The sequence below is a fragment of the Lysobacter fragariae genome (genome assembly GCF_054779775.1).
Genome location: NZ_BAAGXP010000002.1, coordinates 174,523 through 200,418 on the forward strand (window position 1 = coordinate 174,523; position 25,896 = coordinate 200,418).

29 protein-coding genes and 2 tRNA genes are annotated in these 25,896 nt (G+C 65.9%); 19 read left to right on the forward strand and 12 right to left on the reverse strand.

The window, feature by feature from the left end:
* Positions 1-95: 95 nt before the first annotated feature.
* Both ACYVD7_RS03385 and ACYVD7_RS03390 read right to left on the reverse strand, forming a co-directional pair.
* Complete coding sequence (locus ACYVD7_RS03385) at positions 96-353, reverse strand: DUF3297 family protein (RefSeq protein ID WP_460759049.1); 258 nt, start codon at positions 351-353, stop codon at positions 96-98.
* Between the two features lie 96 nt (positions 354-449).
* Entirely contained in the window at positions 450-734 is a 285-nt protein-coding gene (locus ACYVD7_RS03390; RefSeq protein ID WP_460759051.1) for a DUF4031 domain-containing protein, read from the reverse strand.
* 61 nt (positions 735-795) lie between these two features.
* Here ACYVD7_RS03390 and ACYVD7_RS03395 point away from each other — a divergent pair, with 61 nt between their 5' ends.
* Positions 796-1,581, forward strand: coding sequence for an NRDE family protein (locus tag ACYVD7_RS03395; protein ID WP_460759053.1), 786 nt, complete (start codon positions 796-798; stop codon positions 1,579-1,581).
* A 164-nt stretch (positions 1,582-1,745) separates the two neighbouring features.
* Here the strand turns inward: ACYVD7_RS03395 and ACYVD7_RS03400 are convergent, their stop codons facing one another.
* The 6 genes from ACYVD7_RS03400 to ACYVD7_RS03425 all read right to left on the reverse strand — a co-directional run bounded on the left by ACYVD7_RS03400 (position 1,746) and on the right by ACYVD7_RS03425 (position 5,766).
* Positions 1,746-2,987, reverse strand: coding sequence for an RtcB family protein (locus tag ACYVD7_RS03400; protein WP_460759056.1), 1,242 nt, complete (start codon positions 2,985-2,987; stop codon positions 1,746-1,748).
* Between the two features lie 61 nt (positions 2,988-3,048).
* Positions 3,049-4,185, reverse strand: a complete 1,137-nt coding sequence (locus tag ACYVD7_RS03405; protein WP_460759058.1) for a slipin family protein — start codon at positions 4,183-4,185, stop codon at positions 3,049-3,051.
* A 466-nt stretch (positions 4,186-4,651) separates the two neighbouring features.
* Positions 4,652-4,717: transfer RNA gene (locus ACYVD7_RS03410), tRNA-Asn, on the reverse strand.
* Between the two features lie 2 nt (positions 4,718-4,719).
* Positions 4,720-4,789, reverse strand: a tRNA-OTHER gene (locus tag ACYVD7_RS03415).
* Positions 4,790-5,169: 380 nt separating this feature from the next.
* Entirely contained in the window at positions 5,170-5,364 is a 195-nt protein-coding gene (locus ACYVD7_RS03420) for a hypothetical protein (protein WP_460759061.1), read from the reverse strand.
* A gap of 138 nt (positions 5,365-5,502) precedes the next feature.
* Entirely contained in the window at positions 5,503-5,766 is a 264-nt protein-coding gene (locus ACYVD7_RS03425) for a hypothetical protein (RefSeq protein ID WP_460759064.1), read from the reverse strand.
* Between the two features lie 141 nt (positions 5,767-5,907).
* On the opposite strand from ACYVD7_RS03425, the gene ACYVD7_RS03430 reads away from it, so the two are divergent.
* From ACYVD7_RS03430 to ACYVD7_RS03445, 4 genes are all read left to right on the forward strand, one after another.
* Positions 5,908-6,984, forward strand: a complete 1,077-nt coding sequence (locus ACYVD7_RS03430) for a class I SAM-dependent methyltransferase (protein ID WP_460759067.1) — start codon at positions 5,908-5,910, stop codon at positions 6,982-6,984.
* A 91-nt stretch (positions 6,985-7,075) separates the two neighbouring features.
* Positions 7,076-7,780, forward strand: a complete 705-nt coding sequence (locus ACYVD7_RS03435) for a pseudouridine synthase (protein WP_460759069.1) — start codon at positions 7,076-7,078, stop codon at positions 7,778-7,780.
* Positions 7,781-7,952: 172 nt separating this feature from the next.
* A complete protein-coding gene (locus ACYVD7_RS03440; protein WP_460759071.1) occupies positions 7,953-8,822 on the forward strand; it encodes a hypothetical protein in 870 nt (289 codons plus the stop codon).
* A gap of 80 nt (positions 8,823-8,902) precedes the next feature.
* The gene (locus tag ACYVD7_RS03445) at positions 8,903-9,700 is read left to right on the forward strand and encodes a transporter (protein ID WP_460759074.1); all 798 of its coding nucleotides are present in this window, start codon (positions 8,903-8,905) and stop codon (positions 9,698-9,700) included.
* A 107-nt stretch (positions 9,701-9,807) separates the two neighbouring features.
* Here the strand turns inward: ACYVD7_RS03445 and ACYVD7_RS03450 are convergent, their stop codons facing one another.
* The 3 genes from ACYVD7_RS03450 to ACYVD7_RS03460 are packed head-to-tail and all read right to left on the reverse strand — an operon-like array spanning position 9,808 to position 11,253.
* Positions 9,808-10,344, reverse strand: a complete 537-nt coding sequence (locus tag ACYVD7_RS03450) for a DUF1415 domain-containing protein (RefSeq protein ID WP_460759077.1) — start codon at positions 10,342-10,344, stop codon at positions 9,808-9,810.
* Positions 10,341-10,730, reverse strand: coding sequence for a VOC family protein (locus ACYVD7_RS03455; RefSeq protein WP_460759080.1), 390 nt, complete (start codon positions 10,728-10,730; stop codon positions 10,341-10,343). The genes ACYVD7_RS03450 and ACYVD7_RS03455 overlap by 4 nt, the downstream gene beginning before the upstream one ends.
* A 40-nt stretch (positions 10,731-10,770) precedes the next feature.
* Entirely contained in the window at positions 10,771-11,253 is a 483-nt protein-coding gene (locus ACYVD7_RS03460) for a YajQ family cyclic di-GMP-binding protein (RefSeq protein ID WP_460759082.1), read from the reverse strand.
* Between the two features lie 93 nt (positions 11,254-11,346).
* On the opposite strand from ACYVD7_RS03460, the gene ACYVD7_RS03465 reads away from it, so the two are divergent.
* Both ACYVD7_RS03465 and ACYVD7_RS03470 read left to right on the forward strand, forming a co-directional pair.
* Positions 11,347-12,408 (forward strand): NAD(P)-dependent alcohol dehydrogenase, encoded by a 1,062-nt coding sequence (locus ACYVD7_RS03465; protein ID WP_460759085.1) that lies wholly within the window; start codon positions 11,347-11,349, stop codon positions 12,406-12,408.
* Between the two features lie 80 nt (positions 12,409-12,488).
* Positions 12,489-13,331, forward strand: coding sequence for a DMT family transporter (locus ACYVD7_RS03470; RefSeq protein ID WP_460759791.1), 843 nt, complete (start codon positions 12,489-12,491; stop codon positions 13,329-13,331).
* Between the two features lie 137 nt (positions 13,332-13,468).
* Here the strand turns inward: ACYVD7_RS03470 and ACYVD7_RS03475 are convergent, their stop codons facing one another.
* Entirely contained in the window at positions 13,469-13,648 is a 180-nt protein-coding gene (locus ACYVD7_RS03475) for a hypothetical protein (RefSeq protein ID WP_460759088.1), read from the reverse strand.
* A 240-nt stretch (positions 13,649-13,888) separates the two neighbouring features.
* Here ACYVD7_RS03475 and ACYVD7_RS03480 point away from each other — a divergent pair, with 240 nt between their 5' ends.
* The 12 genes from ACYVD7_RS03480 (at position 13,889) to atpD (ending at position 25,863) form a co-directional block, all read left to right on the forward strand.
* Positions 13,889-15,304, forward strand: a complete 1,416-nt coding sequence (locus ACYVD7_RS03480; RefSeq protein ID WP_460759090.1) for a dihydrolipoyllysine-residue acetyltransferase — start codon at positions 13,889-13,891, stop codon at positions 15,302-15,304.
* Positions 15,304-16,005: a hypothetical protein gene (locus tag ACYVD7_RS03485; protein WP_460759093.1), complete on the forward strand. Its 702-nt coding sequence runs from the start codon at positions 15,304-15,306 to the stop codon at positions 16,003-16,005. The genes ACYVD7_RS03480 and ACYVD7_RS03485 overlap by 1 nt, the downstream gene beginning before the upstream one ends.
* Before the next feature lie 181 nt (positions 16,006-16,186).
* The gene (gene lpdA / locus ACYVD7_RS03490) at positions 16,187-18,016 is read left to right on the forward strand and encodes a dihydrolipoyl dehydrogenase (protein ID WP_460759095.1); all 1,830 of its coding nucleotides are present in this window, start codon (positions 16,187-16,189) and stop codon (positions 18,014-18,016) included.
* A gap of 90 nt (positions 18,017-18,106) precedes the next feature.
* Complete coding sequence (locus tag ACYVD7_RS03495) at positions 18,107-18,820, forward strand: aspartate/glutamate racemase family protein (RefSeq protein WP_460759098.1); 714 nt, start codon at positions 18,107-18,109, stop codon at positions 18,818-18,820.
* Positions 18,821-19,155: 335 nt separating this feature from the next.
* A complete protein-coding gene (locus ACYVD7_RS03500) occupies positions 19,156-19,530 on the forward strand; it encodes a hypothetical protein (RefSeq protein WP_460759100.1) in 375 nt (124 codons plus the stop codon).
* Between the two features lie 33 nt (positions 19,531-19,563).
* Positions 19,564-20,391 carry a F0F1 ATP synthase subunit A gene (atpB, locus tag ACYVD7_RS03505; protein ID WP_460759103.1) on the forward strand — a complete coding sequence of 276 codons (828 nt, stop codon included), beginning with the start codon at positions 19,564-19,566 and terminating at the stop codon, positions 20,389-20,391.
* 70 nt (positions 20,392-20,461) lie between these two features.
* Complete coding sequence (gene atpE, locus ACYVD7_RS03510) at positions 20,462-20,740, forward strand: F0F1 ATP synthase subunit C (protein WP_460759106.1); 279 nt, start codon at positions 20,462-20,464, stop codon at positions 20,738-20,740.
* Between the two features lie 95 nt (positions 20,741-20,835).
* Positions 20,836-21,306 carry a F0F1 ATP synthase subunit B gene (locus ACYVD7_RS03515; RefSeq protein ID WP_460759108.1) on the forward strand — a complete coding sequence of 157 codons (471 nt, stop codon included), beginning with the start codon at positions 20,836-20,838 and terminating at the stop codon, positions 21,304-21,306.
* A gap of 5 nt (positions 21,307-21,311) precedes the next feature.
* Positions 21,312-21,851 (forward strand): F0F1 ATP synthase subunit delta, encoded by a 540-nt coding sequence (locus tag ACYVD7_RS03520; RefSeq protein ID WP_460759111.1) that lies wholly within the window; start codon positions 21,312-21,314, stop codon positions 21,849-21,851.
* Positions 21,852-21,899: 48 nt separating this feature from the next.
* Positions 21,900-23,450, forward strand: a complete 1,551-nt coding sequence (atpA, locus tag ACYVD7_RS03525) for a F0F1 ATP synthase subunit alpha (protein WP_460759114.1) — start codon at positions 21,900-21,902, stop codon at positions 23,448-23,450.
* Between the two features lie 81 nt (positions 23,451-23,531).
* Positions 23,532-24,395: a F0F1 ATP synthase subunit gamma gene (gene atpG, locus ACYVD7_RS03530; protein WP_460759117.1), complete on the forward strand. Its 864-nt coding sequence runs from the start codon at positions 23,532-23,534 to the stop codon at positions 24,393-24,395.
* A 67-nt stretch (positions 24,396-24,462) separates the two neighbouring features.
* Entirely contained in the window at positions 24,463-25,863 is a 1,401-nt protein-coding gene (gene atpD, locus ACYVD7_RS03535; protein ID WP_460759120.1) for a F0F1 ATP synthase subunit beta, read from the forward strand.
* Positions 25,864-25,896 lie beyond the last annotated feature (33 nt).

Genomic DNA, 25,896 nt, shown 5'->3' on the forward strand with positions numbered 1-25,896 from the left:
ACCCGCCATCAGGTTCGCCAGGTATTCGACGGCGGATATCTGGCCCGCCATCGGGTTCATCAGTTACTTCGACGGCGGGTCGAGACCCGCCCTACTCATTCCTTCGCTTCGGGTGCCGGCGAGAGGAACCAGGCTTCGACCGAGCCCTTCATCTTCATCGTCATCGGCTGGCCGCGGCGATCCAGCGCCTTGCCGACCGGCAAGCGTACCCAGCCTTCGCTGATGCAGTATTCCTCGACGTTGTGCCGTTCGACCCCGTTGAAGCGGATGCCGATGCCGCGTTCGAGCACGGTTTCGTCGTAGAACTTGCTGCGCGGGTCGTTGGAGAGGTGGTCGGGGGGCGTGTCGGACATGGGTGACGCTCTGGGGTGGCTGAGGCCGCCATTGTAGGCGGCCGGCGCGCGATCCCAAGACCCCGCCCTGCCCATGCATTGCCCTGATGGACGCGCCTACGGCGCTTCGCCACGTCCCTGTGCCCTGGCGCGGGCGATGACGGCTTTCACCACGTCGCGCTCGCGATGGCGCGAGATGGCGACGGCGCCCAGTGCGATCGCACGCTCGCGGAGCTCGCTGGTGACGTCGTAGTGCGCGCCGCTGGTCTTGTCCTGGAACGCGCGGCGCGGGATGCCCAGGTGATCGGCCATGGCGTGCAGCTCCACGAGGGTGTCGGCCATCAGGTGGGCCCAGCGATGGCCACGCCACGGGTGGACGGCGTCGTCGACATACACGGTCATGGCCACAGTGTGTCCCATCCTGGGCGATGGTGCAGCGTCGCGCGGGCCTATCATGCGGTGCATGTGCCTGATCGCCGCCGCCTGGAAAAGCCATCCCCGTTTCGAACTGGCGTTGATTGCCAACCGCGACGAATTGCACGCGCGTCCTGCGGCGGCCGCTGCCGCCGATGCGGATGATCCGGCCGTCTACGGTGGTCGTGACCTGCAGGCCGGCGGTGCGTGGTTGCTCGCCACCGAGCGCGGCCGGCTCGCGGCGGTAACCAACGTACGCGTCGGCCGCAATCCGGAAACCGCGCCGCGTTCGCGTGGTGCGCTGGTGCGGGGTTTCGTTGCGGGCAATGCCGCGGCGATGGATTTTGCCGATGCACTCGCGCCGACGGCACCGGAGTATGGGCGTTACAACCTGCTGCTTTGGGACGGCGTGATGCTGGCGCATGCCAGCAACCATCCGCGAGCGCTGTCGCATCCGGTGGCGGCGGGCGTGCACGCGATGTCCAATGGCGCCTTCGATGCGCCTTGGCCCAAGGGCGGGCACGCGACGCGCGCGCTGCAGGCGTGGCTGGATTCGCCGGCGTCGCTGCAGGACATCGATGCCGCGGCGCTGCAGCCGTTGTTCGCGGCATTGGCCGACACCACGCCGGCGCCCGATGCCGCGTTGCCGGACACGGGCGTCGGGATCGAACTGGAACGACTGCTGTCACCGCCGTTCGTTCTTGGGTCTACCTATGGCACGCGCTGCAGCACGGTGGTGCTCGTGGGTGCGGAATCGATCGTGTTCGCCGAACGGCGCTTCGGGCCGGATGCCGCGTCGCTGGGCGAGAGTTTCGTGGTGTTGCCGAGAGACTAGCCTTTGTCTCCCTCCCTTTCGTCGCAGACGAAGGGGAGGGCTGGGGAGGGGTGCTTTTGCTGTTGCCGTTGCTGCTCGCAGGCCAAACAACAACAGCAAAAGCACCCCCTCCCAACCTCCCCCTGCGCGATGCACAAGGGGAGGGGAAAAAGCGCCATGACCGATCAGCCCTTGATGCACACGACCTGACGCAAGGTGTGCACGACTTCGACCAGGTCGCTCTGCGCCGCCATCACCGCATCGATGTCCTTGTAGGCGGCCGGTGACTCGTCGATCACCCCCGCGTCCTTGCGGCATTCGACGTGGGCGGTGGCCTCGCGATGCTGCTTCAGCGTGATCTGCGCACGCGCCGCGGTGCGGCTCATTACGCGGCCGGCACCGTGGCTGCAGCTGTGGAAGCTGTCCGCGTTGCCCTTGCCGCGTACGATGTAGCTGCGTGCGCCCATGCTGCCCGGAATGATCCCGAGCTCGCCCTCGCGCGCGCTCACCGCACCCTTGCGCGTCACCAGCAGCGACTCGCCGAAGTGGTCCTCGCGCTGGACGTAGTTGTGGTGGCAGTTCACCGCTTCCTTGTCCAGCTGGAACTTCGGCAGGCGATGGCGCATCTCGTGCAGCACCCGCGCCATCATCGCCTCGCGGTTGGCGCGGGCGTAGTCCTGCGCCCACGACACCGCCTCGATGTATTCCGCGAACAGCGGTTCGCCGTCGAGGAAGAACGCGAGGTCGCGGTCCGGCACGTGGAAGCCGAGCACGCGCTTCTCCAGTTGGCGACGCGCCAGCTCGATGAAGTAGGTGCCGATCATGTTGCCGGTTCCGCGTGAGCCGGAGTGCAGCATCACCCACACGTTGTCGGCCTCGTCGAGGCAGATCTCGATGAAATGGTTGCCGCCGCCGAGCGTGCCGATCTGCTTGTCGACCTTGTCCGGGCGGATCTTCGGGTGCTTGTCGCGGATCACGGCGAGTCGCGCAATCAGCTCCGACTGCGCCAGCTTGGTCTCGACGCTGTCCGGGATGCGACGGTGGTCGCCGCCCGGGCCGTTGCCGACCGGGATGCTGCGTTCGATCGAGTTGCGCAGCTGTGCGAGATCGTCGGGCAGGTCGCTCGCGCGCAGCGTGGTGCGCACCGCGGCCATACCGCAGCCGATGTCGACACCGACCGCGGCAGGAATGATTGCGCCCTTCGTGGGCACGACCGAACCGACCGTGGCACCGATGCCCAGGTGCACGTCCGGCATCACAGCGACCCACGGGCCGACGAATGGCAACGTAGTGATGTTGCGCAGCTGCTGCCGCGCCTTGTCCTCGACCGGAACGCCGTGGACCCAGCCCTTGATCGGGGTCGTGACGCCCTCTGCGTGCAGGAGTTCGTATTGGGCGTGCTGCCCGCTGTTGTGTTGGATGTTCATGTGGAATCCCTTCTTTGAAAAAGACTCCGCGCGGCGAATCCGTTCGCCACGCGAAGATTACCTAGCTTTTGCCAGGAACGTTCAGGCTGACCAGCTGCTTCATGACGCCGTCCAGGCCGCCGAACACGGTGAGCTTGTCGATCTTCTCGGTGACCTTCTCCAGAGCCTCCAGCTCCTTCAGACGCATGAGAACCGGGCTCTCCTCGATCAGCTTCGCGGTGTTGAGCAGGGAACGCGTGGCGTTCGCCTCCTCGCGACGACGGATGACGTTGGCCTGGGCCGCCTTTTCCGCCTGCACGACGCTGTTGAGGATGTCCTTCATCTCGCCGGGCAGGATCACGTCCTTGACGCCCACGCCGAGCACCTCGACGCCCAGCTCGGTCACCCGGCCGCGCACGTAGCCGAAGATGTCGGCGTCGAGCGAGGCCTTGTCGCCGAGCAGCTCGTCCAGCGACTTGGCGGCGATTGCCTTTCGCAGGCCAAACTGCAGCTCGCGGTACACGTAGTCACCGTACTTGGCGACCTTGGTGCGCGCGGCCACCGGGTCGGTCACGCGGATGCTCGCGGCCAGGTTCACGCGCAGGCTGACCTTGTCACGGGTCAACAGCTCCTGGCCCGAAACCTCCAGCGACTGCACGCGCAGTTCGATCATCTCCACGCCGACGTTCTTCTGGAAGTTCCAGAAAGCGTAGGCGCCCGCTGCCAGCGTGCGCACCAGCTTGCCGTCGACGAACAACATGCCGGCGGTCTCTTCCGGCACGATCGCCGACACGGTGATGCGCTCCAGAACGCCGAGTTGGCGCAGACGCTTGATTACGCCGGCCTCCACGTCCAGACCGTTCGCGAGCGACACGGGCTGCACTTCGACGGCGACGATGCCCTTCCAGTAAAGCTTGCGCGTACCAGGCGGCAGGATGTCCTCGAGCTTGCCGTTCTTCAGCACCAGGCCGACTTCGTTCACGCCCAGATTGGCGAGCGTGAACGACTCGTCGAGCCCGCTGCCCAGCGCGGCCACGAGCACGTCGGCGTCATTGCCGCTGTATTCGGGCTTGGCGATGTTGTGCACGTTGACTTCGATGCGCTTGAGCGGATCGAGCCAGCGATACACGCCCGGCTTCAAAACGCCTGCGAATTGACGGTTGCGATACACCAGGCCGCGCTCGCCGTCACCGATCACGACCCTCTTGGTCCAGAACATTGGAGGTTCTCCCTTGGTTGGCTCTGGTGGTCCGATCCGCTGAGTGATGCGCGCGATGGATCGGTTGTCGCGCTTTTGCTTTGCCCCTCCCCTTGCGCAGCGCAGGGGGAGGCTGGGAGGGGCTGCTTCTGCTTCGCTGTTTGCTTGCGTGAATCAGCCCCAACCCTCCCTCGGCCTTCGGCCAAAGGGGGAAGAAAAAGTGGAAACGCCCCTGACGTCGATGCCGCGGAGCCGGCGCGCTGTCCGCGTGGCGATCGTTGTCTTCGCGCGTCCGCGACGGTGGGTTGTCGTGCGACGCGGTGCCAACATCGACCGGCACGCCTCAATGACGCGGGCCCGGTGACATCACCGCTGCGGTGCTTTGTTACGCGCTCCGCGAAACAGTGCGGAGCGTTTGGCGAAACGCCGCACGGGGCGTTTCCTGGGTGGGCTTTCGCCCGTGCAACGACGTGACAGGTCGTTTTTTTGGAGCGGGACTCGAACCCGCGACAGCCGAATTAATAATTCGGAGCTCTAACCGACTGAGCTATCCAGTGGTGGACGAGCCGGATTCGAACCGGCGGCCAACGGCTTGCACCGCTGCTCTACCTCTGAGCTTCCGTCCGCTCGCGAAACACCCTCTTGCGATCCCCGGCATACGCCACGGCAGCGCCGCGCGCACCGGGCGGGTCTTGTGAACCCGCGCCGCTGTGGATCGTTCGAACGATGTTCCGCATTGACGTCTCGTCAAAGACGCCAATTCGTGTGCGATCGCATCCGCTGCCGCCCGCGCCGAAGCATCCAGGCACAGCGCAATCGATGCGCTTTCGCGACTTTCCCTGCTTCGGGCCAGCATTGCCCGGATGCTTCGGGAGCGCGATGCAATCGCGATATTTCCGAGGAAATCCCCTTGCGAACGACAAAAACAAAACGCCCCCGGGTGGTGAACCCGAGGGCGTTCGCGTTCCTCGGGAGGTCGGGGTGACCGACCTCCGCGAGCGGGGATCAGTCGTGTGGGATGAAGTCCTGCGTTCCGCATTCGCGGTTCGACAGGCGCAGCGCCACCGGGCCGTGGCCGTTTGGCCGCAGCGCGTAGCTCTTTGCGATGTCGAAGGAAAGTTTCATGGGAATGCAGAATTCTTTTGTGGTCGCCACATGGCGAAGGTCGCGCACCTTACGCGCATGTTTTTTCAGTTGCAAGGCGTGAGCCGACGAACGGTCGAAAAACAATTGTGTGCGTATCGCGATGCGCGCAACGCGCGAATCGCATTTGTTCGGTCACGCTTGATTGAATGCTGCTGAAAACAGCGGCGCGTACTGCCGCTGGCCCCGGGGGGATCAGCGCCCCATCAGCGCAGGCGTTGCGGCAAAGCGTCGCGGATAGTTGCGTTGATCGCTGACGCTGGTGACGACCTCGTCCGCCAGATCCGGCGCCGCGTAGACGGCATACGCGACTTCGCCGGCGTCGCGCACGCCGACGTGGTGCAGGCGGTAGCGCGCATGGCCGGCCCCGGTGTTTTCCGGGTAATGCAGGGGCGGGCGATCGGTGTCCAGGTCCAGCTCGCTGTTGTCCACGTTGCCGCCGACGAAGAGGGCTCGCATCGCACGTCTCCTGTGGGAATTGAGGGGATCTTGCATGCGCCAGCGTTGGCCGGGCGTTAACGCGCCAGGCCGGGTCGGTGCCGGCGCCCCGTACAATCCGCGCTATCTGGAAGAACGCTCGTTGGAAGGATGAACAGGCCAGTGTCACTAGAAGGCGCCGACATCGCATTGGAAACCCTGCTGTTGCCCGTGATCGACGGCCCACTGTCGTGGCCGGGCGAGGGCGGTGCGCTGTTCCTGCGCGCGCGCGACGGCTGGCCACTGCATCAGCGTGCGTTCCCCGGGCTGCTCTGCGAGCAGGGATTCAAGCCCCAGGCCGATGCACTGCAGCACTCCGGGATTGCGCTTGTCGACCCGTCGCTGGTGGATCACGCGGATGACATCACCCAAGGAGGGGAGGGCGTGCGCTACCCGCTGGTGCTCGTGTTGCCCACGCGCCAGCGCGACGAAGCGCGTGCGCTGTTCGCGCGTGCGATCGCGCACGCGCAGCCGGGTGGCCGCGTGCTCGCGTGCGTACGCAACGACGAAGGTGCGAAATCGGGCGAGGCCGATCTTGCGCGCCTCGCCGGCCCGCTGGCCAGCCTGACCAAGAACAAGTGCCGCGCGTTCTGGACGGCGCCCCTGCAGGGTGCTGCGGACGCGGCGCTGTTCGACGAATGGTTGCGGCTGGACGCGCCGCGTCCGATCGCAGGCGGTCGCTTCGTCAGTCGCCCTGGCGTCTTTGCCTGGGATCGCATCGATCCGGCATCGGCCCTGCTTGCGGAGAACCTGCCCGCCGACCTGCGCGGCGAAGCGGCGGACCTCGGCGCCGGCTATGGCTACCTGTCGAGTGAATTGCTGGCGCGTTGCCCGGGCATCACCTCGGTCGATCTGTACGAAGCCGAGCATCGTGCGTTGGACCTGGCGCGAATCAACCTGACGCCGCTGCAGTCGCGGGCGAAACTCGTGTTCCACTGGCACGACGTGACAGTGGGGCTGCAACGACAGTTCGACGTGGTGATCAGCAACCCGCCGTTCCACGCGCAGGGACGAGCGGATCGGCCGGACATCGGTCGACGCTTCATCGCCGTGGCCGCAGAGGCGCTGCGGCGCGGCGGGCGACTATGGCTGGTGGCGAACCGGCACCTGCCCTATGAATCCGAACTGGCCCAGCGATTCACGTCCGTGCGCACCGTCGCGCAGCGCAGCGGGTTCAAGGTGGTCGAGGCGGTGAAGTGAGTGGCGACGAGCGCCATCCTTCCTCGGATGGCAGCGCTCGCCCTCGCAGCCCGCATCTGACAACGACAACCGACTACGGAACAACCGGCCCATGAAACTCGTAAAACTCATCGCCAACCTTGGCTACGGCAGTCGCAAGGACGTCACCGCGATGTTCCGCGCGGGACGAATCACCGATGCCAACGATGAAGTCCTGTATGCGGATGACCAGGTCGCGTTCGACACGATCCGCGTCGATGGCGAGCCACTCGATCCGCCTGCTGGGCTGCTGGTGATGCTGCACAAACCGATCGGTTACACGTGTTCGACCAAGGATCCGGGGCGCATCGTGTACGACCTGCTGCCGCCGCGCTTCCGCCTGCGTTCGCCATTGCTGTCGCCAGTGGGGCGGTTGGATCGCGATACCAGCGGACTGCTGCTGATGACCGACGACGGCGCGTTGCTGCACCGTATCGTCTCGCCGAAATCGCACCTCGCCAAAGTCTACGAGGCCACGCTCGCGCACGATGTGCGCGGCGACGAAGCTGAAATCTTCGCCAGCGGCACGTTGCTGCTGGAATCGGAAAAGACACCGCTGGCGCCGGCGCGACTGGAAATGCTGGAACCTCGCCGTGCACGCCTGACCCTCACCGAAGGGCGCTACCACCAGGTGCGACGGATGTTCGCAGCGGTGGGCAACCACGTCGACGCGCTGCATCGCAGCAGGATCGGTGGGCTGGGGCTGGGTGACCTGCCGGCCGGCCAGTGGCGCGCACTGCACGTGCCCGAGGTCACACAATTGTTTTCGCCTGAATGAACAGAAATTCAGGCTTTTCGGCCTGAATTGAGCCCCCCGTCACGCGCTGGCGTGTATTCCTGAAATCCGTGCTGAACGAAAGCCGATGTGGCGTTGCCGAACTGGCTTCGCCGCCTAGCATCTGGCCGCCAGCCGTAATTCCGGCACACAGCTCAACGACGAGGATTCGCAGATGACCGCAAAGAAGACCTTGCTGCACCTGGCACTGATGGCGACCCTGTTCGCCGCCGTTCCTGCTTTCGCGCAGGACGCACCGCCGCCGCCGGAGACCGAAGACGCTGGCAGCAGCGTTCCGCAGGATCGCCTGGTCAACGAGTACAGCGACGGCCTGTTTGCCGGCGATGATGTCGCCGCCAGCGACGCCGTTACCGCGCTGCGCACCGGTGGCGACTTCACCGTCGTCACCACGACAACGCAGCAAGCCGTCAACCCCGATGGCACGCCGGCCACCAATCCCGACGGCACGCCGCGCATGGAAACGGTGACGGTGGAAACGGCTGTTGCGAACCCAAACGGCCCGATGGGCTGGGGTGAAGTCGATCATTCGCTCGGACTGGCGCAGGCGCTGGTCGACAACGGCAGCGCGGCGAACGTGAACGACGCGCTGCTCGGCGTCGCCACCACCACCACTGTCACCAATCCCGACGGCACCACGACCACGACCACCACCTACGCCGGCGGCCTGCTGCAGATGCGTGCCGACGGCATGGGCTGGGGCCAGATCGCCAAGGATCTCGGCTTCAAGAGCCTCGGCGAGATCAAGGGCAACGGCAAGGGCCATGACGCCGCGGACGGCGACGCCGTCGCCAGCGCCGACGCCAAGTCGGGCAAGGGCCGCGACACCGCGAAGACCGCGGGCGGCAAGGGCCACGACAAGGCGGTTGCCGGCAAGGACCACAAGCCCGATCACGTCGCCAAGGTCGACCGCGAGCACGGCAAGCCGGACCGCATCGCCAAGGTCGATCGTCCCAGCCGTCCGGATCGCGTCGAACGCCCGCAGAAGCCGGAGCGTCCCGACAAGCCCGAGCGCGGCCGCCCGTAACCTGACACACCTGCATTAACCGACGGGCGCCCGAGCGGCGCCCGTCGTGTTTGACCACTCAATCGAACTGGGGAGTTTTGATGAAGCGTTCCATGTTTTTCGTCGCCGCACTGCTCGTCGCCGGCATCGCACATGCCGAAGATGGCATGAGCCTGGGCGTCGGCGTCGACTACAGCTCCGGCGACTACGGCAGCGACACCACCACCAAGATCCTGTCTGTCCCGTTCACTGCGAAGTACACGAGCGGCGACTGGAGCTTCAAGGCCAGTCTGCCGTGGATGCGCGTGGACGGCGACGCCAACGTCGTGCCGGGCCTGGGCGAAGTGATCAACATCAATCCGCACGGTCGCGGCCGTGGCAACAACATCCCGCCGGATCCGACTGCGCCAACCACCGGCACCACCTCGGGCATCGGCGACCTGCGCCTGTCGGCGACGTACTCGATCCCGACCGGCAACAGCTGGGGCGTGGACCTGACCGGCAACGTGAAGGTCGCCACGGCCGACGAGGACAAGGGCCTGGGCACCGGCGCCAACGACTACGGCGCGGCGGTGGACGTGTACCGCGATTTCAACGGCACCACGTTGTTCGGCGGCGTGAGCTACACCGTGATGGGCGATTCGGACTTCATCGACGTGGACAGCGTCGCCGGTGCCAACTTCGGTGCCAGCTGGAAGGTCGGCGGCAACCACAGCCTTGGCCTGATGTACGACTGGCGCCAGGCGGCGTCGGATGGTTCCGATGATCGCAGCGAGATCACCGGTTTCTATTCGCTGCCTACCAGTGAAGCCAGCAAGCTGCAGGTCTACGCGACCAAGGGCCTGAGCGATGGCAGCCCGGATTGGGGCGGTGGTGTGAACTTCACCGCCGGTTTCTGATCGGCGAAGCGGCGTCAGGCAGTTCTGGAAACGGCGGCTACGGCCGCCGTTTTCTTTTGACGCCCATTGATGGCTTCGATGCAGCGTTTCACTGCTACGTCGCGCGTTTACGACTTCAGCAGCTTCCGCCAGCCCTCGCTGCCCAGTTCTTCCAGCGTGGCGATATTGCGCTCGACGATGACGTCCGGATCGGGGAATGCCGCCACCGCACGTTCCACGCTCGCTTCGCGCAGCAGATGCAGCGTCGGGAACGGCGAACGATTCGTGCAGTTGCCAACATCGTCCGGCGCGGTGCCGGCGAACTGGTAATCCGGGTGGAAGCTGGCGATCTGGATCTCGCCTTCCAGATCCAGCTGCGCGAGCAGGCCGTCGGCCCGATCGAGGAAGTCGTTGTAGGCGAGGAAATCCGTCAGCACGAGCGGATGCACGATCAGTGTCGTGTCGACCTGTTGCGCGTCGGCATCGTGCAGAAGCAGCAGCTCGTCGCGCAGTTGCTGCAGCAGCGCATCCTCGTCGCACGCGTCGCTCAGCACGAAGCGCACCTGTTGCTTCACGTACACCGCCTTGGCGAACGGGCACAGGTTCAACCCGATCACCGCACGTTCGAGCCAGCGGCGGGTGAGGGCGATGGGGTCGCTGTTCATGCCGGCCGACGCGCGTAACTGACGGTCAACAATTCCCACACGTGCCCGTCGGGCTGATCCCAATAGACGATGCGGCCGCCGTTGTGCGTGTTCACCCGGCCATCCATCGGGCCGTGCGGCTGGCTGCGATGGGCGATGCCGGCCGCGCGGATGCGCGCGAGGATCGCGTCGAAGTCGTCCTCGGACACGCGGAAGCAGTAGTGCTGCACCGGGAAGCTGCCCGTCGCCTGGTCGAAGTCGAGCGTCAGCCCGTCGTTGACGTAGACCGGGCAGAACGGGCCCACGCCGGTTTCCGACCACGGCACGCCGAGCAGGTCCGCGAGCAGTCTTGCCGCGGCGAAGCGATCACGCGAAGGCACCAGCAGGTGGTCGAGTTCGATTGCCATGGGTGGCCTCCTCGTGACATGCGCCGCTGTGGTCGCGCGATCAGTCGCGGAAATTCTCGAACTGCAGCGGTCGCTCGTAGTTGCCTGCGCGCAGCAGTGCCATCGCCGCCTGCAGGTCGTCGCGCTTCTTGCCGGTGACGCGCAGCTTGTCGCCATTGATCTGGCTGTCGACCTTGAGCTTGGCGTCCTTGATCGCGCCTTGGATCTTCTTCGCCAGCTCGCGCTCGATGCCCTGCTTCACGGTGACCTTCTGGCGCGCGCCGGCGAGGTTGGTCTCGACATCGCCAAACTCGAGGCAGCGCACATCGATACTGCGGGCGATCAACCGGGCACGAAGGATGTCTTCCATCTGCTTGAGCTGGAAGTCGCTCGGCGCCGACTGGCTGATTACCTGCTCCTCGAGCACGAACTTGGCGTCGACGCCCTTGAAATCGAAGCGGGTGGTCAACTCCCGGTTGGCCTGGTCGACCGCGTTGGTCAGTTCGTGCGGATTGACTTCGGACACCACGTCGAAAGACGGCATGGAACACCACGTTGCTGTGCGAGGGGGCGAAAGGGTAACCCAAGCCCCGTCGCGGCTGGATAGACTGGCCGTTCACAGCGCCAGGAAGCTGCCATGCACCGTACACCCGCCTACGCCGCGCTATCGGCGACCTCGCCCCTGGCCCCGCACACGATCGAGCGCCGCGACCCCGGTCCGCGCGAGGTCCTGATCGACATCGCCTATTGCGGCGTCTGCCATTCCGACATCCACCAGGCGCGCGACGAATGGGGCGCCGGCCTGTTCCCGATGGTGCCCGGGCACGAGATCGTCGGCCATGTGGCGAAGGTCGGCGCGGGTGTCACTCGTTACCGCGTCGGCGATGCGGTCGGCGTGGGCTGCTTCGTCGATTCGTGCCGGACCTGCGGCCCGTGCCAGGCAGGCGAGGAGCAGTACTGCGACCAGGGCATGACCGCGACCTACAACGGCCGCGAACGCGGCACCCGCGCGCCGACCTACGGTGGCTATTCGACCCGGATCACCGTGAACGAGGACTACGTCCTGCGCATTCCCGACGGCCTGGCGCTGGATCGCGCTGCGCCGCTGCTGTGCGCGGGCATCACCACGTATTCGCCGATGCGGCAGTTCGGCGTGAAGGAAGGCAGCGACGTCGCGGTGGTCGGCCTGGGCGGGCTGGGGCACATGGCGGTGAAGATCGCCCGCGCGCTGGGTGCGCGCGTCACCGTGCTCAGCCACTCGCCGTCCAAGCGAGACGACGCGCTGGCGCTGGGTGCGCACGAATTCGCCGCGACGCGCGATCCGGAGGTGTTCAAGGCGCAGGCGGGTCGTTTCGATTTCATCATCGACACCGTGTCGGCGAAGCACGACTACAACGACTACCTGTCGCTGCTGCGCCTGGACGGCACGATGGTGCTGCTGGGTATCCCGGAGGTGCCCGCGCCGGTGTCGGCGTTCGCGCTGGTCGGCAAGCGCCGGCGCCTGGTCGGATCGCTGATCGGCGGTATCCGCGAAACCCAGGAAATGCTGGATTTCTGCGCTGCAAACGACATCGCCTCGGACATCGAACTGATCGCCATCGACCGCATCAACGAGGCCTACGAGCGCATGTTGAAGGCGGACGTGCGTTACCGGTTCGTCATCGACATCGCCAGCCTGCGCGAAGGAAGCGGCGCTTGAGCGACATCGACGCCGGTCGGGACGCTGCGCGGACGGACGCCGCGGCCACGCGCAAGCGCCAGGGACGCGCGGCGATACTGATGCTCGCCGCGGTGCTGATGTTCTGCCTGATGGACACGGGACTGAAGCTGCTCACCGCGCATTACCCCTCGTTCCAGGTGGCGGCGATCCGGGGCGCGTCGTCGCTGCCGCTGGTGCTGGCGTGGGCGGTATGGACCGGCGGGGTGAAGCCGTTGTTCCGCGTGCGCTGGTCGCTGCACCTGCTGCGCGGCGTGCTGGGCATCGCGATGATGGCCGGCTTCGTCTATGCGTTGCGCACGCTGCCGCTGTCCACGGCGTATTCGATCTTCTTCGTCGCGCCGTTGATGATCACCGCGTTGTCGGTGCCGTTCCTCGGCGAGAAGGTCGGGCCGCGGCGCTGGACCGCGATCGCGATCGGACTGATCGGCGTGCTGGTCGTGCTGCGGCCCACGGGGCAGGGTGTACTGAGCCTGGCCGGACTGGCGGTGCTGCTGTCGGCGTTCGGCTATGCGGTGGGCGCGATCACCGTGCGGATCATCGCCCGCACCGACACCACGCAGGCGCTGATGGTGTGGCTGCTGGCGTTCATGGCGCTGGGGTCGTGGCTGCTGGCCGGCTCGAACTGGGTGCCGGTGCGGCTGGAACACGCCGGGCTGATTGCCGGTGTCGGCATCGCGGGTGCGCTGGGCCAGTACACGATCACCGAGGCCTTCCGCCTCGGCGAGGCCTCCCTGATCGCGCCGCTGGAATACACCGCGCTGGTATGGGGCGTGCTGGTGGACGCCACACTGTGGGGCGTCCTGCCCGATGCGGTGACCTGGGTAGGCGCGGGGATCATCATGGCCAGCGGTCTGTACCTGCTGCGCCGCGAGCGGGTGCACATCGAGGCGGAGCACCCGTAGGTTGGCTACGGGGCCGTTGGAGGAACCCGGCCCCACGGGCTGACGCCCGTGACGCTTGGATGAGCGCAGTCCAACCCGGACACCCGCTCATCCTGAGCGTAGGCGCAAAGCGCCGAAGTCGAAGGAAGCCGCGAGAATCAGCCGCCGTTGCCGCTGTCCCGCGCCTCACCACCCAGCAGTTCCTTCCAGCGGAACTCGCGGCCGTTGCGGCGTCCCTTCTCCACCAACTTGAGGCCTTCGCCGTCGATGGTGAGGGTGTAGGCCTTTTCGTCGATTTCGATCTCGCGGCGGATCGGCTTGTCGAGCTTGGTGGTCATACGGTCGCTCCAGGTCCAGGCGAGGCAGGCTAGCCCGCTGGAGGAAAAAGTTTGTGAAAACCCCGTTCACCGTCCTGACCGGGGCAAGCGGCGCGTCCCGGATCGAAACCGCCATGGTGTCCGGACCGCCGGCCCGTCGCGGCCGCCGCGTTGTGACGATTCGCCATGAACCGGACCCACGATTGGCGCCCCCGCGGCCCAGCGGCCACAATAGGCGCTTTCGCGCATTGCGGAGCCCCCATGGCTGAGCTGAAGGAAGCACGCGTCCCCGACATCGGTGATTACGATGGCGTGCCGGTGATTGAACTGCTGGTGGCCGTGGGTGACACGGTGAGCCAGGACCAGGGCCTGGTCACGCTGGAATCCGACAAGGCGACGATGGAGGTCCCCGCGCCTTTCGCCGGCGTCGTACGCGAGCTGAAGGTCAAGGTCGGCGACAAGATTGCCGAAGGCAGCGTCGTAGCCCTGATCGAGCCTGCAGGCGCTGCGCCGGCCCAGGCCGAGCCCGCCAAGCCTGAGGCACCCAAGGTCGAGGCCGCCAAAGCCGAGGCCCCGAAGCCCGCTCCCGAACCCGTCCGCCCCAGCGCCGCATCCGCTGCGCCCGCCGTCGTCCTCGACAGCAAGCCCGGCATCGACCCGGAAGCCGCGCCGCCGAAGCTGTCGTCGCCTACGTCCCCGCCGGTCGCCTTCACCGCCGACGAGCTGATGCCCGACAAGGTGCCGTACGCCAGCCCGGCCGTGCGCCTGTACGCACGTGAGCTCGGCGTCGACCTGTCGCGCGTGCAGGGCAGCGAACGCGGTGGCCGCATCAGCCGCGAGGACGTGGCGAAATTCGTCAAATCGGTGCTGCAGGGCGGCGCCGTGGCCGGTGCACCTGCGGCCGCGGGTGGTGGCGGTGGTGGTCCCGCTCTTGGAGGGCTTGCTCTGCTGCCGTGGCCGAAGGTCGACTTCAGCAAGTTCGGTGAAATCGAAACGCGCGAACTCTCGCGCATCCAGAAGATCTCCGGTGCCAACCTCGCCCGCAACTGGGCGATGATCCCGCACGTCACCCAGCACGACGATGCCGACATCACCGATCTGGAAGAGCTGCGCGTCGCACTCAACAAGGAAAATGAGAAGGCCGGCATCAAGCTGACCATGCTCGCCTTCCTGATGAAGGCCTCGGCCGCTGCGCTGCAGAAGTACCCGACGTTCAATTCCTCGCTCGATGCCTCGGGCGAGAACCTCACGCTGAAGAAGTACTGCCACGTCGGCTTCGCCGCGGACACGCCGAACGGCCTCGTTGTCCCGGTAGTCCGCGACGTCGACAAGAAGGGCGTGCTGCAGATCGCGAAGGAAACCGGCGAACTCGCCGCAAAGGCGCGCGACGGCAAGCTGGGTCCCGCCGACATGAGCGGTGGCTGCTTCTCGATCAGCTCGCTGGGCGGCATCGGCGGCACCAAGTTCACGCCGATCGTGAATGCGCCGGAAGTGGCGATCCTCGGCGTGTCCAAGTCCGCGATCCGACCGGTGTGGGACGGCAAGCAGTTCGCGCCGCGCCTGGTCCTGCCGCTGTCGCTGAGTTACGACCATCGCGTGATCGACGGCGCCGCCGCAGCACGCTTTACCGCTTACCTGGCCCAGCTGCTGGCCGACATGAGGAGAGTGCTGCTGTGATGCGTTCGCTGTTGCTGTTGGGGGCGCTGGTTGTGGCGCCCATCGCCCATGCCAAGGACGACGCCTGCAGGATCGACCTGGGCCGCGGCTGGCCACCGGCGACGGAGAACTATGGCGTCGCGGTGGAAAAGCTGTTCAAGGGCGAAAGCCAGCCGGTGTGGTCCTTTACCCTGCTGCCCAAGACGGGCGCGGAAAGCGGATTGATGCTGATTCCGGGCGTCGATGGCGGCGACTGGACCCTGCGCCACGCCGAAGCCGACGAGCGCGTCCATCATTGGGGTGCATCGCAACTCGAGCTGCGCACGCAACAGGCACCGGACCTGCTGGAAGTGCCGATCCCGGCGGCGGTCGCCACCCGCGTGATCGACACCTGGCAACGCGCGTTGGCTGCCGCGGCACCGTCCGGCCAGCAGGCGCCTTTCAGCGAAACCGACACATGGCTGTTCGTCGCCGGCGACCTGCGCGTGAGCGGGCTGCGCCCGGATTGCGAGCTGGGTGAGCTGATGCGCGAGCAGATCGACCTGCTGACCGAAGCCAGCGACGAAGGCGCGGAAAAGCGCGAGCGTCGCTGGGTGCAGCTGGGCCAGTCGCTGGATCGCATGCAGCAGGCGGCCGACACGCTCGCGGCCCGGACCCAACCCATGATCGATGGCGGCGCCGGGCAGGCCGCATCGGATCAGGCATTGGATCAGGTGCACTGAGCTGGCGGTCGCGCTGCGATGGGCAGGTCGATGGCTGCCGTCGATGAGCCATCGTCGATGAGCATCGACCTTCACCGACCGCGCACGGTAGCACCGGAAACACGATGGGCAGCGGGACGCAATGCGGGCTGGCTGCACCTTGCAGTGAATGGACAAGAACAACGGGACGAACTGATCCGCCATGGCCAACACCATCGAAGTAAAGGTTCCCGATATCGGCGGCTACGACGACGTGCCGGTGATCGAGTTGCTGGTCGCCGTCGGCGATACCGTCAAGCAGGACCAGGGGCTGGTCACGCTGGAGTCCGACAAGGCGACGATGGAGGTGCCATCGTCCGCCGCGGGCCGGATCGTCGAATTGAAGGTGAAGGTCGGCGACAAGCTGTCGGAAGGCAGCGTGGTTGCGATTCTTGAAGTTGAAGGTGCCGCGTCCGCGCAGACTCCTGCCGCCGCGTCTGCTTCCGCAACTTCGCCCCCACCGGCTCCCGCATCGGCGCCAGCGCCCGCAGCAGCGCCTGCAACACCCGCCATGCCTGCGCCACAGGCTGCCGCCGCGTCGGGCCGCAAGGCCGATGTCGAATGCCGCATGCTCGTGCTCGGCGCGGGACCGGGCGGCTACACCGCTGCGTTCCGTTCCGCCGACCTGGGCATGGACACGGTGCTGGTCGAGCGCTACGCGTCGCTGGGCGGCGTCTGCCTCAATGTCGGCTGCATTCCGTCGAAGGCGCTCCTGCACGCCGCCGCCGTAATTGACGAAGCCGCGCATGCCAGCGACTACGGTATCGACTTCGGCAAGCCGAAGATCACGCTCGACAAGCTGCGCGATTACAAGGGCAAGGTCGTCGGCCAGCTCACCAAAGGCCTGGCCGGCATGGCCAAGCAGCGCAAGGTGCGCGTGGTCGAAGGCACGGGCAAGTTCGTGTCGCCGAATGAGCTTGAAGTGAGCGGCCCCAACGGCACGCAGCTGATCCGATTCGAGCAATGCATCATTGCCGCCGGTTCGCAGGCGGTGAAGCTGCCGGGTTTCCCGTGGGACGAGAAGGATGCGCTCGGCAAGCGCGTCATGGATTCCACCGACGCGCTCGACCTCGCCGACGTGCCCGCGAAGCTGCTCGTCGTCGGCGGCGGCATCATCGGCCTGGAAATGGCGACGGTGTATCGCGCGCTGGGGTCGCAGGTCACCGTGGTCGAATTCATGGACCAGCTGATGCCGGGCGCCGACCTCGACCTGGTCAAGCCGCTCGCCGACCGCCTGAAGAAGCAGGGCGTCGCCGTGCACCTCAAGACCAAAGCCGCGGGCACGCAGGTGCAGAAGGGCGGCATCAAGGTGTCGTTCGAAAACGCCGAAGCCGGCAAGCCCGCATCGATCGACGCGCAGGTGTTCGATCGCGTGCTGGTGGCCGTGGGCCGTTCGCCAAATGGCGGCAAGCTCGATGCCGGCAAGGCCGGCGTCAACGTCACCGATCGCGGCTTCATTTCTGTCGATCGGCAGATGCGCACCAACGTGCCGCACATCTTCGCCATCGGCGACATCGTCGGTAATCCGATGCTCGCGCACAAGGCGACGCACGAAGGCAAGCTCGCTGCGGAAGTCGCGTTCGGCGAGAAGAAGGAGTGGGTCGCGCGGGTGATTCCGTCGGTGGCCTACACCGACCCGGAAATCGCCTGGGTGGGTGTCACCGAAACCGAGGCGAAGGCCAAGGGCCTCAAGGTCGGCGTCGGCAAATTCCCGTGGGCGGCGTCGGGCCGCGCGATCGGCATCGGTCGCACCGAAGGCTTCACCAAGCTCGTTTTCGACGAAGCCAGCCATCGCATCATCGGTGGCGGCATCGTCGGCGTACACGCTGGCGACCTGATCAGCGAAATTGGTCTTGCGATCGAAATGGGCTGCGAGGTCCACGACATCGGCGCCACCATCCATCCGCACCCCACGCTGAGCGAGTCGGTGGGCATGGCGGCCGAGGTGTACGACGGCACGATCACCGACCTCTACATCCCGAAGAAGAAGTAGTCGTAGCCCGCGGCACGGCGCAACGCTGTGTCGCGGATGAAGGCGCAGGGAGCGGGTGCCTGCGCCTTATCCTGAACTTCGTCCGTCACGATGGAGTCACCCATGCGCACCCTCGGCCTGCTCGGCGGCATGAGCTGGGAATCGACGCTGCCGTATTACCGGCTGATCAACGAACGCGTGCGCGAGCGCCTCGGCGGGCTGCATTCGGCGAAGCTGCTGCTGTACAGCGTGGATTTCGCGGAAATCGAGGCGTTGCAGCATCGTGGCGAATGGGACGCGGCCGGCGCGGTGCTGGCCGATGCGGCGGTGCGCCTGCAGCAGGCCGGCGCGGACGCGCTGCTGATCTGCACCAACACCATGCACAAGGTCGCCCCGCAGGTTGAAGCAGCGACGGACATCCCGTTGTTGCATATCGCCGACGCCGCTGCGCGTCGCATCCACGCCGCAGGCATCGCGCGCGTCGCCCTGCTCGGCACCCGCTTCACGATGGAGCAGGCGTTCTACCGCGAGCGCCTGGAGAGCAGTGGACTGCAGGTGCTCGTGCCTGACGCAGCGGCGCGCGAGCGCATCCACGCGATCATCTACGACGAGCTGTGCCGAGGCCGCATCCTCGAAGACTCGCGCGCGTTCTACCGGCAGGTCATCGCCGACCTGGTGGCGCACGGCGCGCAGGGCATCGTCCTGGGCTGCACCGAAATCGGCTTGCTGGTCGGAGACGCGGATGCGCCGGTGCCGTTGTTCGACACCGCCCGGATCCACGCAGAGGATGCGGCCGATTGGGCGCTGGACGGCTCGTCCGGCTGATCGGGCGAAGGCCCCGCGTCTGTTCCGGGATCGGAAAAGACGAAGCCCCGGCCTCGGAACCAGGGCTTCGCAGGCCTGCGACGATCGACGAGGAAGGGAGGCAGGCCTTGTGAGGTCTGACAGGGCGCTTCGGCAAAGGTTCCGTGACCCGCAGCGGGCAGGGCGGGAGCGCCTGGCTGTCCCAAGTCATTGATTTGGTGTCCTGTAGGAGGCCCGCGCCGCTTGGCTGCGGACTTTTTCCGGTTGCCCCGGAAAAAGCCCCCCTGCTATACTTTTGCGGCTTCGCGGGGCGGTTTTCATTCGGCCCCTGCCATTCCCATCCCCGGAACTCGCGCGTGCTCAACTCCGTCGCTGCGGGCCGGCGGCTGGCGCAGCGTTCGGCGGCCCTCCAGGCCGCGGTAACGCTGGCGGCGGCCCTGGTCTCCTTGCTGTCCGGTCGAGAGGCTGCGCTGGGAGTCCTGGCAGGTGGGCTGGTAATAACCCTGGGCGGCCTGCTGGCAGCTTGGAAAGGACTCTCGGGGGGCGTGGCGACGGCGGGTGTGGCGCTCTGGCGCCTGCTGGTCGGCCTCGCGCTGAAGTGGATCGTGGTCGCTGGGGGGTTATTCCTCGCGATCGCAGTATGGCGGCTGCCGGCCCTGCCGGTACTCGCCGGTGCGGCCCTGGCCGTGGTGGCTTTCCTGGCAAGCATGAATTGGTTGGCTCGCGAATGATCGCGGCGAAACAGTGGACCTGAGGACGATTGCGTGAGTGCTGAAACAAGTTCCGGCGGCCTGACCGAATACATCGTTCATCACCTCACCCACAACACCGTGCAGGTGGGTGGTGGCGGTTTCCACATCGACTCGTGGCTGGTCGCGCTGGTCGTCGGCCTGCTGGGCTGTTTCCTGCTGTGGAGCCAGGCGCGCAAGGCGACCTCAGGCGTTCCCTCCAAGCCGCAGGCGTTCGTCGAAATGGTGGTCGAGTTCGTTGACACCCAGGTCAAGGACACTTTCCACGGCGACCGTCGCTTCATCGCGCCGCTGGCGCTGACCATCTTCGTCTGGGTGTTCTTCATGAACGCCATGGACCTGTTGCCGCTGGACCTGCCGAGCGCCGCGATCAAGGCGGTTGCCGGTGAGGAAGCTGCGCACCACACCTTCCTGCGCATGGTGCCGACCGCCGACGTCAACACCACGTTCGCGATGTCGATCACCGTGTTCTTCCTGATCATCTTCTACTCGATCAAGGCCAAGGGCGGCTGGGGCTTCACCAAGGAGCTGTTCACCGCGCCGTTCCACGCGCACAGCACTGGGTGGAAGATCGTGCTCGCGATCCCGAACCTGTTCCTCAACCTGGTCGAATACCTGTCCAAGCCGGTCAGCCTGGGCATGCGACTGTTCGGCAACATGTACGCGGGCGAGCTTGTGTTCATGCTGATCGCCGGGCTGTTCGCCTCGTGGATCACCTTCATTCCCGGCGTGATCTTCAATTCGGTGTGGGCGATCTTCCACATCCTGATCATCCTGCTGCAGGCCTTCATCTTCATGGTGCTGACCGTCGTGTACCTCGCGATGGCGCACGAGCACCACTGATCCATTTCGCTTCAGATCTTCGCTTCACCTTCCTACCTTTCCACGCACTGTTCTAACCCGGAGATACACCATGGAATTCATCGCCAACATCCAGGGCTTCACCGCCGTCGCCATCGGCATCATCGTCGGCCTGGGTGCGCTCGGCGCCGCCCTCGGCATCGGCATCATGGGCTCGAAGTTCCTCGAGTCGGCCGCCCGCCAGCCGGAACTGGTTCCGATGCTGCAGGGCCGCATGTTCCTGCTCGCCGGCCTGATCGACGCGGCGTTCCTGATCGGCGTCGGCGTGGCGATGATGTTCGCGTTCGCCAACCCGCTGCTGGCCGCGCTCAAGACCGCCGCTGGCGCCTGATCGCTGAAAGCATCAGATAACGCGGGCGTTCGCGCCCGCGCCGTTGCAGATGTCGCGGCATGCGCCGCGACATGGTCCGAATCGCAGGGCAAGACATGAATCCGAATATCACCTTGCTGGGCCAGATGATCTCGTTCGCGATCCTCATCTGGTTCACCGTCAAGTTCATCTGGCCGCCGCTGATCAAGGCGATCGAGGAGCGTCAGCAGAAGATCGCTGAAGGCCTCGCCGCTGCCGACAACGCGCAGAAGAACCTGGCGCAGGCGCAGGACAAGGTCAACGAAGAGCTCAAGCTCGCCCGTACCAAGGCGAACGAGATCATCGACCAGGCCCATCAGCGCGCCAACCAGATCATCGACCAGGCCAAGAACGACGCCATCGCCGAAGCCAACCGCCAGAAGGCCGTGGCTGAAGCCGAGATCGTCGCCGCCGCCAACCGTGCCAAGGAAGACCTGCGCAAGCACGTGTCGTCCCTGGCCGTGTCGGGCGCCGAGAAGCTGCTGCGCCGCGAAGTCGACGCCAACGCCCACAAGGCGCTGCTCGACGAACTCGCTGCCGAGATCTGAGACCGATGAGCCAGGCCCTCACCCTCGCCCGTCCCTACGCACGCGCCGCCTTCGGGCTGGCGCGTGACGCAGGCGCCGCCAACGGCGGTTATGCGCCGTGGTCCAACGCGCTGGCCTTCGCCGCGCGCGTGGCCGCCGATCCGCAGGTCGCCGCAGTGCTGGGCAGCCCCAAGCTGACCAACGCCGATGCCGTCTCGCTGCTCGCGATCGACGGTGCCGGCGACAACGTGCGCAACTTCCTCGCCCTGCTGGCGGACAACCGCCGTCTCGCGCTGCTGCCGGAAATCGCCGGCCTGTTCGAGGAGCTGCGCGCGGAAGCCGAGCGCGTGGTCAAGGCGCGGATCACCTCCGCCAGCGCGCTGGGCGGTGCCGAGCTCGACAACATCAAGGTCGCGCTGAAGAAGCGCTTCGGCCGCGACGTCGAACTCGAGACCGCGATCGACGAATCGCTGATCGGCGGTGCGGTGATCGATACCGGCGACGTGGTGATCGATGGCTCGCTCAAGGGCAAGCTCGGTCGCCTCCAGGCCGCACTGGCCAACTAAACGCATTCATTTACAACCGGCGGCAACGTCGGCTCAAGGGAACCACCCATGGCTACCACGCAGCTCAACCCGTCCGAAATCAGCGAACTGATCAAGACCCGCATCGAGAAGGTCAAGCTGGCCGCCGAAGCGCGCAACGAAGGCACGGTCACCTCGGTGTCCGACGGCATCGTGCGCATCCACGGCCTCGCCGACGTGATGCAGGGCGAAATGATCGAGCTGCCGAACAACACCTTCGCGCTCGCGCTGAACCTGGAGCGCGACTCGGTCGGCGCCGTGGTCCTGGGCGACTACGAGCACCTGCGCGAAGGCGACGTCGCCAAGACCACCGCGCGCATCCTCGAAGTGCCGGTCGGTCCGCAGCTGCTCGGCCGCGTCGTGAACGCGCTGGGTGAGCCGATCGACGGCAAGGGCCCGATCGCTTCGACCATGACCGCTCCGGTGGAGCGCGTTGCTCCGGGCGTGATCTGGCGCAAGTCGGTCGACCAGCCGGTGCAGACCGGTTACAAGACCGTCGACGCGATGATCCCGATCGGCCGTGGCCAGCGCGAGCTGATCATCGGCGACCGTCAGACCGGCAAGACCGCGCTGGCGATCGACGCGATCATCAACCAGAAGGGCACGGGCATTAAGTGCGTGTACGTGGCGATCGGCCAGAAGGCCTCGTCCGTCGCCAACGTCGTGCGCAAGCTGGAAGAGAACGGAGCCCTGGCGCACACGATCGTCGTGGCCGCCACCGCGTCGGAATCGGCCGCGATGCAGTACATCAGCGCCTACTCCGGCTGCACCATGGGCGAGTACTTCCTCGACCGCGGCGAAGACGCGCTGATCGTGTACGACGATCTGTCCAAGCAGGCCGTGGCCTACCGCCAGATCTCCCTGCTGCTCAAGCGCCCGCCGGGTCGCGAAGCCTACCCGGGCGACGTGTTCTACCTGCACTCCCGCCTGCTCGAGCGCGCCTCGCGCGTGTCCGAGGAGTACGTCGAGAAGTTCACCAACGGTGCGGTGAAGGGCAAGACCGGTTCGCTGACCGCGCTGCCGATCATCGAAACCCAGGCTGGCGACGTGTCGGCGTTCGTGCCGACCAACGTGATCTCGATCACCGACGGCCAGATCTTCCTGGAAACCGACCTGTTCAACGCCGGCATCCGCCCGGCCGTGAACGCCGGTATCTCGGTGTCGCGCGTCGGTGGTGCGGCCCAGACCAAGATCATCAAGAAGCTGTCGGGCGGCATCCGCATCTCGCTCGCCCAGTACCGTGAGCTGGCTGCGTTCGCGCAGTTCGCCTCGGACCTGGACGAAGCCACCCGCAAGCAGCTCGAGCGCGGCCAGCGCGTCACCGAGCTGATGAAGCAGAAGCAGTACGCGCCGATGTCGATCGCGCTGCAGGCCCTGTCGATCTACGCCGTCAACGAGGGTTACCTCGACGACGTGCCGGTCGCCAAGATCGGTGCGTTCGAAGACGCGCTGCACGCGCACTTCGCCAACACCGCCGGCGACCTGATCAACACGATCAACAGCACCGGCAACTGGAACGACGACATCGAAGGTGCCTTCAAGAAGGGCATCGCCGATTTCAAGGCGACCGGTACCTGGTAATTGCGTAGGGCGGGTCTTTGACCCGCCGTAGCGGACAACCGATCGAATGGCGGGTCAAGACCCGCCCTACCGAGAAGAGAAATGGCAGGCGGACGCGAAATCAAAACCAAGATCAAGAGCGTGCAGAACACCCGCAAGGTGACGCGCGCGCTCGAAATGGTCTCGGCCTCCAAGATCCGCAAGGCGCAGGATCGGATGAAGCAGTCGCGCCCCTACGCGCGCGCGATGAAGCAGGTGATCGGACATCTGGCCCAGGCCAATTCCGAGTTCCAGCATCCGTACCTGGTCGAGCGCAAGGAAGTGAAGCGCGTCGGCTACGTCATCGTTTCGTCCGACCGCGGCCTGGCCGGCGGCCTCAACAACAACATGTTCCGCAAGCTGCTCGGCGAGATCCGCAAGTGGGGCGAACAGGGCGTTGAGGTCGACGTCGTCACCATCGGCCAGAAGGCCTCGGTGTTCTTCCGTCGCATCAAGGTCAACATGCTGGCCTCGGTCACCCACCTGGGCGACAAGCCGCACCTGGAACAGCTGGTGGGCGTGATCAAGGTAATGCTGGACGCGTACAGCGCCGGCAAGGTCGACAAGGTCTTCCTGAGCTACAACGACTTCGTCAACACGATGACCCAGCGCGCGACGTTCGATCAGCTGCTGCCGCTGCCGGCCGCCGAGACGCAGGTCGCGCACCACGACTGGGATTACATCTACGAACCCGATGCGCAGAGCGTGCTCGAGCACGTGCTGACGCGCTACGTCGAGTCGCTGGTGTACCAGGCGGTGCTCGAGAACGTCGCTTCCGAACATGCCGCGCGCATGGTCGCGATGAAGTCGGCCTCGGACAACGCCACCAAGCTGATCGGCACGCTGCAACTGGTCTACAACAAGGCCCGTCAGGCAGCGATCACCCAGGAAATTTCCGAAATCGTGGGCGGCGCGGCCGCGGTCTGATCATTCCGATCAGGGCCGGTACGCACCACCACACCAAGTAATCAAGAGTTATCAAGAGGCTATGGCAATGAACCAGGGCAAGATCGTTCAGATCATCGGCGCGGTCGTCGACGTCGAGTTCCCGCGCGAGAGCGTGCCGAAGGTGTACGACGCACTGAAGGTGCAGAACACCGAGATCACGCTGGAAGTGCAGCAGCAGCTCGGCGACGGCGTCGTGCGCACGATCGCCCTCGGTTCCACCGACGGCCTGAAGCGCAACCTGATCGCTGACAACACCGGCCACGGCATCTCGGTGCCGGTTGGCGTTGGTACGTTGGGCCGCATCATGGACGTGCTCGGTCGTCCGATCGACGAAGCCGGCCCGGTTGCCGCTTCGGCGCATTGGGAAATCCATCGCGCGGCACCGTCGTACGAGGAGCAGTCCTCGGCCAACGACCTGCTGGAAACCGGCATCAAGGTCATCGACCTGATGTGCCCGTTCGCCAAGGGCGGCAAGGTCGGCCTGTTCGGCGGCGCCGGCGTGGGCAAGACCGTCAACATGATGGAACTCATCAACAACATCGCCAAGGCGCACTCGGGTCTGTCCGTGTTCGCCGGCGTGGGCGAGCGTACCCGCGAGGGCAACGACTTCTACCACGAGATGAAGGACTCCAACGTCCTCGACAAGGTGGCGATGGTGTACGGCCAGATGAACGAGCCGCCGGGCAACCGTCTGCGCGTCGCACTGACCGGCCTGACCATGGCCGAATACTTCCGCGACGAGAAGGACGCGTCGGGCAAGGGTAAGGACGTGCTGCTGTTCGTCGACAACATCTACCGCTACACGCTGGCCGGTACCGAAGTGTCGGCGCTGCTCGGCCGTATGCCGTCGGCGGTGGGTTACCAGCCGACCCTGGCCGAGGAAATGGGCGTCCTGCAGGAACGCATCACCTCGACCAAGACCGGTTCGATCACCTCGATCCAGGCCGTGTACGTGCCCGCGGACGACCTGACCGACCCGTCGCCGGCAACCACCTTCGCCCACTTGGATGCGACCGTGGTGCTGAGCCGTAACATCGCCTCGCTCGGTATCTACCCGGCGGTCGACCCGCTCGACTCGACCTCGCGTCAGCTCGACCCGAACGTGATCGGTCACGAGCACTACGACACCGCGCGTCGCGTGCAGTCGACGCTGCAGAAGTACAAGGAACTGAAGGACATCATCGCGATCCTGGGCATGGACGAGCTGTCGGAAGAAGACAAGCAGGCCGTGTCGCGCGCGCGCAAGATCGAGCGCTTCTTCTCGCAGCCGTTCCACGTGGCCGAAGTGTTCACCGGTTCGCCGGGCAAGTACGTGTCGCTGAAGGACACGATCCGCGGCTTCAAGGGCATCGTCGACGGCGAATACGACCACCTGCCGGAGCAGGCGTTCTACATGGTCGGCGGCATCGAGGAAGCGGTCGAGAAGGCCAAGAAGATCGCTGCCTAAGCGGTGCAGGGCGGGCCTTGGCCCGCCGTCGCG

What these genes read in the sequence shown, in the direction of transcription:
- atpG (WP_460759117.1), top strand. Translation starts at nt 23,532, where the DNA reads ATGGCAGGCGGACGCGAAATCAAAACCAAGATCAAGAGCGTGCAGAAC.
- ACYVD7_RS03395 (WP_460759053.1), top strand. Translation starts at nt 796, where the DNA reads ATGTGCCTGATCGCCGCCGCCTGGAAAAGCCATCCCCGTTTCGAACTG.
- ACYVD7_RS03450 (WP_460759077.1), bottom strand. Translation starts at nt 10,344, where the DNA reads ATGAACAGCGACCCCATCGCCCTCACCCGCCGCTGGCTCGAACGTGCG.
- ACYVD7_RS03405 (WP_460759058.1), bottom strand. Translation starts at nt 4,185, where the DNA reads ATGTTCTGGACCAAGAGGGTCGTGATCGGTGACGGCGAGCGCGGCCTG.
- ACYVD7_RS03460 (WP_460759082.1), bottom strand. Translation starts at nt 11,253, where the DNA reads ATGCCGTCTTTCGACGTGGTGTCCGAAGTCAATCCGCACGAACTGACC.
- ACYVD7_RS03480 (WP_460759090.1), top strand. Translation starts at nt 13,889, where the DNA reads ATGGCTGAGCTGAAGGAAGCACGCGTCCCCGACATCGGTGATTACGAT.
- ACYVD7_RS03435 (WP_460759069.1), top strand. Translation starts at nt 7,076, where the DNA reads ATGAAACTCGTAAAACTCATCGCCAACCTTGGCTACGGCAGTCGCAAG.
- ACYVD7_RS03495 (WP_460759098.1), top strand. Translation starts at nt 18,107, where the DNA reads ATGGAGTCACCCATGCGCACCCTCGGCCTGCTCGGCGGCATGAGCTGG.
- atpA (WP_460759114.1), top strand. Translation starts at nt 21,900, where the DNA reads ATGGCTACCACGCAGCTCAACCCGTCCGAAATCAGCGAACTGATCAAG.
- ACYVD7_RS03515 (WP_460759108.1), top strand. Translation starts at nt 20,836, where the DNA reads ATGAATCCGAATATCACCTTGCTGGGCCAGATGATCTCGTTCGCGATC.
- ACYVD7_RS03485 (WP_460759093.1), top strand. Translation starts at nt 15,304, where the DNA reads ATGCGTTCGCTGTTGCTGTTGGGGGCGCTGGTTGTGGCGCCCATCGCC.
- ACYVD7_RS03425 (WP_460759064.1), bottom strand. Translation starts at nt 5,766, where the DNA reads ATGCGAGCCCTCTTCGTCGGCGGCAACGTGGACAACAGCGAGCTGGAC.
- ACYVD7_RS03385 (WP_460759049.1), bottom strand. Translation starts at nt 353, where the DNA reads ATGTCCGACACGCCCCCCGACCACCTCTCCAACGACCCGCGCAGCAAG.
- ACYVD7_RS03445 (WP_460759074.1), top strand. Translation starts at nt 8,903, where the DNA reads ATGAAGCGTTCCATGTTTTTCGTCGCCGCACTGCTCGTCGCCGGCATC.
- ACYVD7_RS03470 (WP_460759791.1), top strand. Translation starts at nt 12,489, where the DNA reads ATGCTCGCCGCGGTGCTGATGTTCTGCCTGATGGACACGGGACTGAAG.
- ACYVD7_RS03520 (WP_460759111.1), top strand. Translation starts at nt 21,312, where the DNA reads ATGAGCCAGGCCCTCACCCTCGCCCGTCCCTACGCACGCGCCGCCTTC.
- ACYVD7_RS03400 (WP_460759056.1), bottom strand. Translation starts at nt 2,987, where the DNA reads ATGAACATCCAACACAACAGCGGGCAGCACGCCCAATACGAACTCCTG.
- atpD (WP_460759120.1), top strand. Translation starts at nt 24,463, where the DNA reads ATGAACCAGGGCAAGATCGTTCAGATCATCGGCGCGGTCGTCGACGTC.
- lpdA (WP_460759095.1), top strand. Translation starts at nt 16,187, where the DNA reads ATGGCCAACACCATCGAAGTAAAGGTTCCCGATATCGGCGGCTACGAC.
- ACYVD7_RS03455 (WP_460759080.1), bottom strand. Translation starts at nt 10,730, where the DNA reads ATGGCAATCGAACTCGACCACCTGCTGGTGCCTTCGCGTGATCGCTTC.
- ACYVD7_RS03475 (WP_460759088.1), bottom strand. Translation starts at nt 13,648, where the DNA reads ATGACCACCAAGCTCGACAAGCCGATCCGCCGCGAGATCGAAATCGAC.
- ACYVD7_RS03465 (WP_460759085.1), top strand. Translation starts at nt 11,347, where the DNA reads ATGCACCGTACACCCGCCTACGCCGCGCTATCGGCGACCTCGCCCCTG.
- ACYVD7_RS03390 (WP_460759051.1), bottom strand. Translation starts at nt 734, where the DNA reads ATGACCGTGTATGTCGACGACGCCGTCCACCCGTGGCGTGGCCATCGC.
- atpE (WP_460759106.1), top strand. Translation starts at nt 20,462, where the DNA reads ATGGAATTCATCGCCAACATCCAGGGCTTCACCGCCGTCGCCATCGGC.
- ACYVD7_RS03440 (WP_460759071.1), top strand. Translation starts at nt 7,953, where the DNA reads ATGACCGCAAAGAAGACCTTGCTGCACCTGGCACTGATGGCGACCCTG.